Raw genomic sequence first — 11,878 nt, forward strand, 5'->3', positions numbered from 1 at the left:
CCGGAGTGCGGGCACACCGAGCTCAAGCGAGGTGCCGAGTGGTGGGGCAAGAGCCTTTTGGTTACTTTTGGGCTCTTTTCAAAAGTGACCCGCCGTAAGGGCGGAACCCATACAAGCCATCACTCAAATAACGGATATGTACTCACCCCAAGGCCCCGCCAATCATCCCCCAGCCTTATCGCGCACCATTCACCCCCAACCGTATTTATTGTGACCACAAGCCCCGTGCCTGACACTCAACCCATCCACCCCTAACCACCCCTGGAGTCCCCAATGAGTGAGCCTGTGCAGTTCCAAGACAAGGTCGTGATCGTCACCGGTGCCGGCGGCGGACTGGGCCGCGCCCATGCACTCCTGTTCGCCAAACACGGCGCCAAAGTGCTGGTCAACGATCTTGGCGGCTCAACCCAGGGCGAAGGCGCCAACGCCTCAGCGGCGGACCGCGTCGTAGCCGAAATCCGTGAAGCAGGCGGTATAGCCGAAGCCAACCACGACTCCGTCACCGACGGCGACAAAATCGTCCAGAACGCCCTCGACGCCTTCGGCCGCATCGACGTCGTCGTCAACAACGCCGGGATCCTGCGGGACAAAACCTTCCACAAAATGGAAGACAGCGACTGGGACCTGGTCTACCGCGTGCACGTCGAAGGCGCCTACAAAGTCACCCGCGCCGCATGGCCACACTTGCGCGAGCAAGCCTACGGCCGCGTGATCTTCACCGCCTCGACCTCGGGCATCTACGGCAACTTCGGCCAGTCCAACTACGGCATGGCCAAACTCGGCCTGTACGGCCTGACCCGCACCCTGGCGCTGGAAGGCCGCAAGAACAACATCCTGGTCAATGCCATCGCGCCCACCGGCGGCACACGCATGACCGAAGGCCTGATCCCGCCGCAAGTCTTCGAACGCCTCAAGCCGGAATTGATCAGCCCGCTGGTGGTGTACCTGGGCAGCGAGGCATGCCAGGAAACCTCCGGGCTATTCGAGGTGGGCGGTGGCTGGATTGGCAAGACCCGCTGGGAGCGCAGCCTGGGGGTTGGCTTCGACCCTGAGGCAGGGTTCTCGCCGGATGACGTCGCCGCCCACTGGCAGCAAATTTGCGATTTCGACGGGGCTGCTCACCCCAAGGACAACATCGAAGCCTTGAAAGAGATGATGGCCAATCTGCAGAAATACAGCCTTTGATCGTTGCATGAAAAAGTTTTAATCAATCGGGGCGCCATGGCGCCCCGGTTTATTTCAGGCATAAAAAAAGCCGCTGCAAAGGCAGCGGCTGAAGTAAGACGTTTGATCAAGGAGCAATAAATCAACGTCAGTGAACGCGGGTAACAGATTGAAAATAGTGATCAATCCATAAAAACTTGCTGTTCTTCCAGGTTCTGGAAGCGGGCGGTTTGCCCTGAAAGCCAAGCAAGAATAGGCTTTTGTTACAGAATGAAAAATAGCGATTCGAGACAAGGACTGTTACCAAACTGGCAACAGTGGCAATAACTCCCTATCCATCCTCCTGATAATCCTCCATCCATCTCGTCCATACCCTCGCCAATACCCCGGCCAGAGCGCCCTTTCATCCTTTCGAGCGACAACACGAATACCTCCTTGGTGCGCTTATCGCTCCTGATCGCGGGCAGTAGGGTGGGGCCTTCTGTCACACCACCGGGGAAGACGCATGACAAGAACAACAATGCGCGCCATCTTCAGGCCACAGGCGCTGGCCGCTGCGGTTGCTTTGGGTTGCTGTGCCCAGGCGCAGGCTGTTTCGTTCAACATCGGCGAGATCGAAGGGCAATTCGATTCCTCGCTGTCGGTCGGTGCCAGCTGGGGCATGCGCGACGCCGACAAAAAGCTGGTGGGCGTTCCCAACGGCGGAACGGGCCAGGCTTCCACCGGCGATGACGGTCGCCTGAACTTCAAGAAGGGCGAGACCTTCTCCAAGATCTTCAAGGGCATTCACGATCTGGAGCTCAAGTACGGCGACAGCGGCGTGTTCGTGCGCGGCAAGTACTGGTACGACTTCGAACTGCAGGACGAAGACCGCGAATTCAAGCAGATCAGCAATAACCACCGCGACGAGGGCGCACGCTCTTCCGGCTACGAATTACTCGACGCGTTTGTCTATCACAACTACTCCATCGGCGATTTGCCGGGCAACGTGCGCGTCGGCAAGCAGGTGGTCAGCTGGGGTGAAAGTACGTTCATCGGCAACTCCATCAACAGCATCAACCCCATCGACGTTTCCGCCTTCCGCCGGCCCGGCGCCGAGATCAAGGAAGGGCTGATTCCGGTCAACATGGTGTTTGCATCCCAAAGCCTCACCAACCAGTTGAGCGTTGAAGGTTTCTACCAGTTGAACTGGGAAAACACCGTGGTGGACAACTGCGGCACCTTCTTCGGCAACGACGTGGTGGCCCATGGCTGCAACGGCAACTACACCGTCGGCAGCCCGGCGATTGCGCCGTTGCAACCAGTGGCGGCGGCGTTTGGCCAGGGCTTCCAGGTCACGAACGAAGGCGTGGTGGTGCAGCGTGCAAAAGACCGCGAGGCGCGCGATGGCGGCCAGTTCGGGATGGCGCTGCGCTGGCTGGGGGATGACACGGAGTACGGCCTGTACTTCATGAACTACCACAGCCGTACGCCCACCGTCGGTACCATCACCGCCAACACCAACCTGGCAACCATTGGCCGTATCGTCAATGCCGCCAACGGGATTGCACCGGGTTCCGGGTCTGGGCTGGCGCAAAGCACGATGCTTGGTCGCGGTCAGTATTACCTCGACTACCCGGAAAACATCCGCCTGTTCGGTGCCAGCTTCTCGACCACCTTGCCCACCGGCACGGCCTGGACCGGCGAAATCAGCTACCGCCCGAATGCCCCCGTACAACTCAACACCACCGATCTGACGCTGGCCTTGGTCAACCCGATTGCCGGTAACGCCGCGTCACCGATCGCCAGTTCCTTCGGTTCCGATAACGCTGGCTATCGCCGCAAGGAAATCACCCAGATCCAGAGCACCATGACCCAGTTCTTCGACCAGGTACTGGGCGCTGAACGCCTGACCCTGGTGGGCGAAGCGGCTTTCGTGCACGTCGGCGGGCTGGAGGCGAAATCCAAGCTGCGCTATGGCCGCGATTCGGTCTACGGCCAATACGGCTTCGGCGGCGACACCGACGGTTTTGTCACGGCCAACTCCTGGGGTTATCGCGCCCGGGCCATCCTCGATTACAACAACGTGTTCGCCGGGGTCAACCTCAAGCCCAACCTGTCGTGGTCCCAGGACGTCAGCGGCTACGGCCCCAACGGCCTGTTCAACGAAGGCGCCAAGGCCCTCAGCGTTGGCGTGGACGCGGACTACCGCAACACCTACACCGCGAGCCTGAGCTACACCGACTTTTTTGGCGGTGACTACAACACCCTCACCGACCGCGACTTCATCGCCCTCAGCTTTGGCGTGAACTTCTGATTTGGCTTAAAGAAGGACAAAAGACTATGCGCAAGATGATTCTGCAATGCGGCGTGTTGGCACTGAGCCTGTTGGCGGCCAACGTGATGGCCGCGGTGTCGCCGGAAGAAGCGGCCAAGCTTGGCACCACCCTGACTCCGGTGGGTGCCGAAAAGGCCGGTAACGCTGACGGCTCGATCCCGGCATGGACCGGTGGCATCCCGAAAAACGCCGGAGCTGTGGACAGCAAAGGCTTCCTCGCCGACCCGTTTGCCAGTGAAAAACCACTGTTCGTGATCACCGCCGCCACGGTCGACAAGTACAAGGACAAACTGTCCGAAGGCCAGGTGGCGATGTTCAAGCGCTACCCGCAAACCTACAAGATCCCGGTGTACCCGACCCACCGCACGGTCAACTTGCCACCGGAAATCTACGAGTCGATCAAGCGCAGCGCGTTGAACGTGCATGCGATCAACGACGGCAATGGCCTGGAAAACTTCACCGGTAACCGCTACTACGCCTTCCCGATTCCGAAAAATGGCGTGGAAGTGCTGTGGAACCACATCACCCGTTATCACGGCGGCAATCTGCGCCGCATCATCACCCAGGCCACGCCGCAGACCAACGGCAGCTACACGCCGATCCGTTTCGAAGAAGAAGTGGCCGTGCCGCAGCTGATACCGGACATGGACCCGGTCAAGGGCGCCAACGTGCTGACCTTCTTCAAACAATCGGTGACTGCCCCGGCGCGCTTGGCCGGCAACGTACTGCTGGTGCATGAAACCCTCGATCAGGTGAAGGAGCCGCGCCTGGCCTGGGTCTACAACGCCGGCCAGCGCCGGGTGCGCCGTGCGCCGCAAGTGGCCTACGACGGGCCGGGCACTGCGGCCGACGGCCTGCGCACCTCGGACAACTTCGACATGTTCTCCGGCGCCCCGGACCGCTATGACTGGAAGCTGGTGGGCAAGAAGGAGATGTACATCCCCTACAACAGCTACAAGCTCGACTCGCCGACCCTCAAGTACGATGACATCATCAAGGCCGGCCACATCAACCAGGATTTGACCCGCTACGAGCTGCACCGGGTCTGGGAAGTGATCGGTACCGTAAAACCGAGCGAGCGGCACATCTACGCCAAGCGCCACATGTACATCGACGAAGACAGCTGGCAAGTGGCGCTGGTGGACCACTACGACGGCCGTGGCCAACTGTGGCGTGTCGCTGAAGGTCACGCGCAGTTCTACTACGACCACCAGGTGCCGGCCTACACCGTCGAAACCCTGTACGACATCATCGCCGGGCGCTACATCGCCCTGGGGATGAAGAACGAAGAGAAGAGCAGCTTTGTGTTCGGCTTTGCGGCGAAGGCGGCGGACTACACGCCGGCGGCATTGCGTTCTGAAGGCGTGCGCTAAAACCTGATTGGAACGGGGTCAAACTGTGGGAGCGGGCTTGCTCGCGAAAGCGGTGTATCAGTCAATATATCCGGTGACTGACACTCCGCCTTCGCGAGCAAGCCCGCTCCCACATTTACGGTGTTCCACCTTTGGAACATATGCCCGGTAATCAGCCTGCTGAATACTCCTCAACAACCGCCAGCCACAGGACTAGGGTAGGGCGCACGCCGCCTAATAATAAAAAACAGGGACGCAGTAATGACCGCCATGACCCGTTGTCTGGATCGTCCTGGATTCATGCCACGCTTGTCTCCCCATCATCTGTTGCGCCCGCGTTTGTCCGGGCCGTTGCTCAACGCCTCGGCGCGGGTGAAGTTGCTCTGCGCCCCGGCCGGCAGTGGCAAGAGCGCGTTGCTTGCCGAATGCGCATTGCAGGCACCTGCGGATTGCCAGGTGTATTGGTTGCCGCTGAATGGGGCGGCCCTGGATTTGTGCCAGCGTCTGGCCCAAACCCTCGGCCTGGTGTTTGTCGATGAACCCACGCTGCTGCTGGCCCTCAACCGCTGGCAAGCGCCGGCCTGGCTGTTTCTCGATGACTTCTGCCGGGTGCCGGCACCTGAACTGGACGCGCTGCTCGATCGCATTCTGGCGGCCAGCAGTCCCGTTTTAACCTGGTGGATTGGCGCGCGGCGGCGGCCGGCGTGCAACTGGCCACGGCTGTTGCTCGACGATGAGTTGTGGGAGTGCAACGCAGCCGAGTTGGCGTTTGATCACACCGAGATTCAGCACTTGGCCGGGCCCTGCGCCGACAAGGTGCTGAAGTTCAGCGCCGGCTGGTGCGCCGGCGTGCGCATCGCATTGCTGGAGAGCGACGGGCACCCCGACAAAACCTTGCTCGACTACCTGCAGCACGAGCTGTTCAGCGGCCTGGCGCCGGAGCTGGCCGAAGCCTGGCGCGTGCTTGCGCACTTGCCACGTTTCAACCCGAGCCTGTGTGATCACCTGTTCGGCTTCGGTGATTATCTGCGTGACTTGCAGACGTTGGGCGCCTTTATCGAACCCTGGGAAGACTCCACCGACTGGCTGCAAATCTTCCCGCCGCTGGCGCAACTGTTACTCGACGAACCGTGGCCGGCCAAGCGCTCCTGGCACCGTCGCGCCTGCCAGTGGTTTACCGCCGCCGAGGACTGGCAAGCCGCGTTTGAGCAGGCGCTGCTGGCCGAAGAGTACGAAGTGGCCGTGAGCCTGTTGCAGCACTTCAGTTTTGAAGACCTGTTCCGCCAGCAAAATGCGGTGCTTTTGTTGCGCCTGCATGAGCAGCATGGCGATGAGTTGATGCTGGGTTCGGCGCAGCTGGTGGGCTTGGTAACGGCGGCGTTGCTCTTTGCCGGGCGCTTTGACCAGGCGGCGTTATGCATCGATCAACTGGCGCGTTTCACCCCGCAACCGACTGCGCATTCGCAGCGCTATCTAGTGGCCCGCTGGCAGGCGCAATGGGGTTGGTTGTTGCACCTGGGAGGCGAAGCCGTACGCGCCCGGGAACATTTTCTGGAAGCCCTGCAAGACTTGCCCGAGAGTGCCTGGACCTCGCGCCTGATGTGCCTGTCGGGCCTGACCCAGCAAGCCTTGCTGCGTGGCGAGTTGGACGTCGCCCAGTCGTTGAACCGTGAAGCACTTTGCCTGGCGCGTTCCCATGGCTCGTTGCTGCTGGAGGCGTTGCTGGAACTCGATCATGCGCAGTTGCTGGAGCAGCGCGGTGCGCCGTATCGGGCCCAGAGCCTGCTGGAAAACGTTCAGCGCATGCTCGTGCAACAGCGGCTTAAAGCCGGGCCGTTGATGGGGCGGATTTCCTTGCGGCGTGGGCATCTGGCCTTGCGCCAGGGGCACGACGCCGTGGCCGCCGAATGCTTCGAATCCGGCCTGGGCATGTGCCTGCACAGCCAGGACAAACGCGTGCTTTATGGCTACCTCGGTCTGGCTTTATTGGCCGCCAACAAAGGCGATTACGCCGAGGCGTTTATCCAGTTGCGGGACGCCGAGCGCCTGATGCAGCAACGCCAGGTGCCCGACACTGTGTACCGCGCCGTGTTGCTCTTGCTCAGCGGGCATTTCTGGCTGCAACAGGGCCGCGCCGAACTGACCCTGGAAGCGGTGACCCGCGTGCTGCGGCACTACCGTGGCCCGAAGGCCAAACAGGCGCCGCCGGCCACCCTTGAATTGATCCCACGACTTGAGTATTTGCAGGTGCTGGCGGAAGTGAAATTGCGCCGCGCCGAAGAGCCTATCGCTCGCCTGAGTGCATTGCTGGAAACTGCCCGTCAGCGCGGCATGCTGTGCCTGGAAGCGGAGCTGCACTTGGTGTTGGGGGAAGTGGCCTGGCAAGTCGGCGATCGACCATTGGCCGTGCGCTCACTGGAAACCGGGTTGGGACTGGCAGGACGATGCCAGGTGCAACAGGCGATTCGCGAGTTGCGCCTCAGGCAGCCGGGGTTGTTGAGTGCGTTGGGGCTGGAGCCGCAAGAGTGCCTGGCGACGGCGGGGGAAAACCCTCTGAGCCAGCGCGAGCTTGAGGTGCTGCAATTGATTGCCCAAGGCAATTCCAATCTGGAAATTGCCGGGCAGTTGTTTATCTCGCTGCACACGGTGAAAACCCATGCGCGGAGGATTCATAGCAAGTTGGGGGTGGAGCGGCGTACCCAGGCGGTGGCGAAAGCCAAAACCTTGGGATTGATGGCCTGAAGCCAAGCGCCCTTTCTCAAACAATGAAGATCAAATGTGGGAGCGGGCTTGCTCGCGAATGCGGTGTATCAGTCACTGATGCTTTAACTGACAGACCGCCTTCGCGAGCAAGCCCGCTCCCACATTTTGCTTTGTTGTGTGCCTGATACTGGAGTCAGGGCTGATAACCCATCCGCCAACTCACCGCTTGGGTTGCCGCCAACAAACGCTTCGCCGCCGGGCCGTCTTCGTCGGCATGGAACAGCGACGTCGGCCCCACCACGGTCAATACCGCCGCCACCTGCCCGACCGCGTTGAACACCGGTGCCGACAACGCGTCCACACCCGGCATCAGCAAACCGTGCACAAAGTGCAGGCCACGCTGGCGGATCTGCTCGCAAGCGGTGGCGTAAGCCTGGTCATCCGCCAACGCATGGGCGATGCCCGCCTGAATCTCCCGCTCGCGCAACTCCACGGTTTCCCGCGACGGCAGGAACGCGCTGAACACCAGCCCGGTGGATGAACTGAGCAGCGGCAACACCGAGCCCAATTGCGTCACCACCGTTACCGCGCGCACCGCCGGCTCGATGTGCACCACGGTCGCGCCCTGGTTGCCCCAAACGGCCAGGAAGCAGGTTTCATTCAACTCGTCCCGCAGTTCCGCCAGGGGCAGGGCGGCGACTTTCAGCACGTCCATGCTGCCCAGTGCGGCCAAACCCACGCGCAAGGCTTCGCGGCCCAGGCCGTAATGGTTGGTGGCAGTGTTCTGTTCGGCAAAACCGGAGGCAATCAGCGCCTGCAAATAGCGGTGGACCTTGCTTGCCGGCATTTGCACATGTTCGGCCAGGCGCGACAACGAGGTGGCCGGCGACAGTTCGGCCAGGGCCTTGAGGATGTCGGTGCCCACTTCAGCCGAGCGGACTTTCTGTTTACCGGTGTCGCGAGGGGCGGGCGGCTTTTCCATGGAAGGCATGAATCCGAAAGACGAATGGGCGTCTTTATAGCTTGACGGTCAACAGGTATCAAATTACGTTATGCGTAACTGGATTACGATAAAAACAACTTCCGCTCAGAGGACGATCCATGACCCTCGAATACCAATCAGGCTTCGGCAATGAATTTGCCAGCGAAGCCTTGCCCGGCGCACTGCCGGTCGGCCAGAACGCTCCGCAAAAAGCGCCCTACGGGCTGTACACCGAACTCTTCTCCGGCACTGCCTTCACCATGGCCCGCAGCGAAGCCCGGCGCACCTGGTTGTACCGCATCCAGCCGTCGGCCAATCACCCGGCGTTCGTCAAGCTGGAACGGCAATTGGCCGGTGGCCCGCTTGGGGCTGTGACGCCTAATCGCCTGCGTTGGAACCCGTTGGATATTCCCGCTGAGCCGACAGATTTCATCGATGGGCTTGTAGGCATGGTCGCCAACTCGGGGTCGGAAAAGCCCTCAGGCATCAGCATCTACAACTACCGCGCCAATCGCTCGATGGACCGGGTGTTCTTCAACGCTGACGGCGAGCTGTTGATCGTTCCCGAGCAGGGCCGCCTGCGTATCGCCACCGAACTGGGTGTGCTGGACGTCGAGCCGCTGGAAATTGTCGTGCTGCCACGCGGCCTGAAATTCCGCGTCGAGTTGCTGGATGCACAAGCCCGCGGCTACGTCGCTGAAAACCACGGCGCGCCACTGCGCCTGCCGGACCTCGGGCCGATCGGTAGCAATGGCCTGGCCAACCCACGGGATTTCCTCACCCCCGTCGCCCATTACGAAGACCTCAAGCAACCGACCACGCTGGTGCAGAAATTCCTCGGTGAACTCTGGGGCTGCGAGCTGGACCATTCGCCGCTGAACGTGGTGGCGTGGCACGGCAACAACGTGCCGTACAAATACGACCTGCGCCGCTTCAACACCATCGGCACCGTGAGTTTCGATCACCCGGACCCGTCGATCTTCACCGTATTGACCTCGCCCACCAGCGTGCACGGCCTGGCCAACCTCGACTTCGTGATCTTCCCGCCCCGCTGGATGGTCGCCGAAAACACCTTCCGGCCACCGTGGTTCCACCGCAACCTGATGAACGAATACATGGGCCTGATCCAGGGCGCCTACGATGCCAAGGCCGAAGGCTTCGTGCCCGGCGGCGCGTCGTTGCACAGCTGCATGAGCGCCCATGGCCCGGATGGCGAGACCTGCACCAAGGCCATCAACGCGACGCTTGAGCCCCACAAGATTGATAACACCATGGCCTTCATGTTCGAGACCAGCCAGGTGCTGCGTCCTACACAATTCGCGCTGGAATGCTCACAGCTGCAACCTTCTTACGACGCTTGCTGGGCCTCGCTCCCTGCAACCTTCAACCCGAATCGGAGATAACCCATGACTCAGCCTAATCTCACCCGCAGTTGGGTGGCTTCCGCCAACGGTCACCGGGATTTCCCGCTGCAAAACCTGCCCTTGGGTGTGTTCAGCGTTAACGGCGCTGAACCGCGCAGTGGCGTGGCGATCGGCGATCATGTTTTCGATCTGCATGCCGCGTTGGAATTTTTTGACGGTGAGGCTCGCCGTGCGGTTGAAGCCACCGCTGGCGGTCAACTGAACGCGTTTTTTGAACTGGGCCGTGGCCCGCGTGTGGCCCTGCGCGAGCGCCTGCTGGAACTGCTGGCGGAAGGCAGCGACCTGCAAGGCAAACTGCAAGCAGCGCTGCACCCGGCTGCCGCTTGCCAGATGCACCTGCCGGCCAAAATCAATGATTACACCGACTTCTACGTCGGCATCGAGCACGCGCAAAACGTCGGCAAACTGTTCCGTCCCGATAACCCGCTGCTGCCCAACTACAAATACGTGCCGATCGGTTATCACGGCCGCGCGTCGACGATTCGTCCGTCGGGCACCGACGTTCGCCGCCCTAAAGGCCAGACTCTGCCAGCCGGTCAAACCGAGCCGACCTTCGGCCCCTGCGCCCGCCTGGATTACGAGCTGGAACTGGGCATCTGGATCAGCCAGGGCAATGCCATGGGCGACTCGATTGCCATTGGTGACGCCGCTGATCACATCGCCGGTTTCTGCCTGCTCAACGACTGGTCGGCGCGGGATATCCAGGCTTGGGAATACCAGCCGCTGGGCCCGTTTCTGTCGAAGAGTTTTATCACCAGCATTTCGCCATGGGTGGTGACGGCTGAAGCCCTGGAACCATTCCGTAAGGCACAACCGGCGCGCCCTCAAGGCGACCCGCAACCCCTGCCGTACCTGCTGGACAAGCGCGACCAGGCCGCCGGTGGTTTTGATATCGAACTGGAAGTACTGCTGACCACCGCCTCGATGCGTGAGCAGAACCTGCCGGCCCATCGCTTGACCCTGAGCAACACCCAACACATGTACTGGACCGTCGCACAAATGGTTGCGCACCACAGCGTCAACGGCTGCCAGTTGCAGGCCGGCGACCTGTTCGGTTCGGGCACCTTGTCGGGGCCGGAAGCCGGTCAGTTCGGCAGCCTGCTGGAAATCACCGAGGGCGGTAAAAAGCCGATCGAATTGGCCTCCGGCGAATTACGTAAATTCCTCGAAGACGGCGACGAAATCATCCTGCGCGCGCGCTGCAGCCGCGACGGGTTTGCCTCCATCGGCTTCGGCGAATGCCGGGGTACCGTGGTCGCGGCGCGCTGAGAGGGCAGGGCCATGGAACTCTATACCTACTACCGCTCCACTTCGTCGTACCGGGTGCGGATCGCGCTGGCCCTCAAGGGCCTGGACTTCACCGCGGTGCCGGTCAACCTGCTGGTGCCCAAGGGCGGCGCCAACCATCAGCCGGAGTACCTGGCGATCAATCCGCAAGGTCGTGTACCGGCCTTGCGCACCGATGATGGGGATGTGTTGATTCAGTCGCCAGCGATCATCGAATACCTGGAGGAACGTTATCCACAGGTGCCGTTGCTCTCCAGGGATCTGGCAACCCGCGCCCATGAGCGCGCGGTGGCGTCGATCATTGGTTGCGACATTCACCCGCTGCACAACTCCAGTACCCAGAATCTGCTCAAGCAGTGGGGGCACGATGAAGCGCAGGTGCTGGAGTGGATCGGGCACTGGATCAGCCAGGGTCTGGCGGCGGTTGAGCAGTTGATTGGTGATCAGGGTTATTGCTTTGGCGACCAGCCGGGGATAGCGGATACGTTCTTGATTCCACAGTTGTATGCGGCGCAGCGGTTCAAGGTCTCGTTGGCGGCGTATCCGCGCATTCAGCGGGTGGCGGGATTGGCGGCGCAGCATCCGGCGTTCATGGCGGCTCACCCCGCCAACCAACCTGATACGCCATAAGTCTCCAGGCTCACACCGG

Annotated in this window: 8 protein-coding genes; 7 read left to right on the forward strand and 1 reads right to left on the reverse strand. The window is 61.3% G+C overall.

Annotated elements, in window-relative coordinates:
- The first annotated feature begins 273 nt into the window (after positions 1-273).
- The 4 genes from SNL23_RS11250 to SNL23_RS11265 all read left to right on the forward strand — a co-directional run bounded on the left by SNL23_RS11250 (position 274) and on the right by SNL23_RS11265 (position 7,575).
- A complete protein-coding gene (locus SNL23_RS11250) occupies positions 274-1,185 on the forward strand; it encodes an SDR family oxidoreductase (RefSeq protein ID WP_076017726.1) in 912 nt (303 codons plus the stop codon).
- A 484-nt stretch (positions 1,186-1,669) separates the two neighbouring features.
- Entirely contained in the window at positions 1,670-3,460 is a 1,791-nt protein-coding gene (locus SNL23_RS11255; RefSeq protein ID WP_318302271.1) for a DUF1302 domain-containing protein, read from the forward strand.
- 26 nt (positions 3,461-3,486) lie between these two features.
- Entirely contained in the window at positions 3,487-4,854 is a 1,368-nt protein-coding gene (locus SNL23_RS11260; RefSeq protein ID WP_017476034.1) for a DUF1329 domain-containing protein, read from the forward strand.
- A gap of 240 nt (positions 4,855-5,094) precedes the next feature.
- Positions 5,095-7,575, forward strand: a complete 2,481-nt coding sequence (locus tag SNL23_RS11265) for a LuxR C-terminal-related transcriptional regulator (RefSeq protein WP_318302272.1) — start codon at positions 5,095-5,097, stop codon at positions 7,573-7,575.
- 154 nt (positions 7,576-7,729) lie between these two features.
- On the opposite strand, the gene SNL23_RS11270 is transcribed toward SNL23_RS11265, so the two are convergent.
- Entirely contained in the window at positions 7,730-8,518 is a 789-nt protein-coding gene (locus tag SNL23_RS11270; RefSeq protein WP_167663781.1) for an IclR family transcriptional regulator, read from the reverse strand.
- A gap of 119 nt (positions 8,519-8,637) precedes the next feature.
- Here SNL23_RS11270 and hmgA point away from each other — a divergent pair, with 119 nt between their 5' ends.
- The 3 genes from hmgA to maiA are packed head-to-tail and all read left to right on the forward strand — an operon-like array spanning position 8,638 to position 11,859.
- Positions 8,638-9,921 carry a homogentisate 1,2-dioxygenase gene (hmgA, locus tag SNL23_RS11275; RefSeq protein ID WP_318302273.1) on the forward strand — a complete coding sequence of 428 codons (1,284 nt, stop codon included), beginning with the start codon at positions 8,638-8,640 and terminating at the stop codon, positions 9,919-9,921.
- A 3-nt stretch (positions 9,922-9,924) separates the two neighbouring features.
- Entirely contained in the window at positions 9,925-11,211 is a 1,287-nt protein-coding gene (gene fahA / locus SNL23_RS11280; protein WP_318302274.1) for a fumarylacetoacetase, read from the forward strand.
- Between the two features lie 12 nt (positions 11,212-11,223).
- Positions 11,224-11,859 carry a maleylacetoacetate isomerase gene (maiA, locus tag SNL23_RS11285; RefSeq protein ID WP_076017719.1) on the forward strand — a complete coding sequence of 212 codons (636 nt, stop codon included), beginning with the start codon at positions 11,224-11,226 and terminating at the stop codon, positions 11,857-11,859.
- Positions 11,860-11,878 lie beyond the last annotated feature (19 nt).

The organism is Pseudomonas sp. SED1 (assembly GCF_034044025.1).
GTDB lineage: Bacteria > Pseudomonadota > Gammaproteobacteria > Pseudomonadales > Pseudomonadaceae > Aquipseudomonas.

Bases quoted from the DNA above. Each gene is read 5' to 3' on its own strand.
- SNL23_RS11250 (WP_076017726.1), top strand. From the start codon at position 274: ATGAGTGAGCCTGTGCAGTTCCAAGACAAGGTCGTGATCGTCACCGGT.
- SNL23_RS11255 (WP_318302271.1), top strand. From the start codon at position 1,670: ATGACAAGAACAACAATGCGCGCCATCTTCAGGCCACAGGCGCTGGCC.
- SNL23_RS11260 (WP_017476034.1), top strand. From the start codon at position 3,487: ATGCGCAAGATGATTCTGCAATGCGGCGTGTTGGCACTGAGCCTGTTG.
- SNL23_RS11265 (WP_318302272.1), top strand. From the start codon at position 5,095: ATGACCGCCATGACCCGTTGTCTGGATCGTCCTGGATTCATGCCACGC.
- SNL23_RS11270 (WP_167663781.1), bottom strand. From the start codon at position 8,518: ATGGAAAAGCCGCCCGCCCCTCGCGACACCGGTAAACAGAAAGTCCGC.
- hmgA (WP_318302273.1), top strand. From the start codon at position 8,638: ATGACCCTCGAATACCAATCAGGCTTCGGCAATGAATTTGCCAGCGAA.
- fahA (WP_318302274.1), top strand. From the start codon at position 9,925: ATGACTCAGCCTAATCTCACCCGCAGTTGGGTGGCTTCCGCCAACGGT.
- maiA (WP_076017719.1), top strand. From the start codon at position 11,224: ATGGAACTCTATACCTACTACCGCTCCACTTCGTCGTACCGGGTGCGG.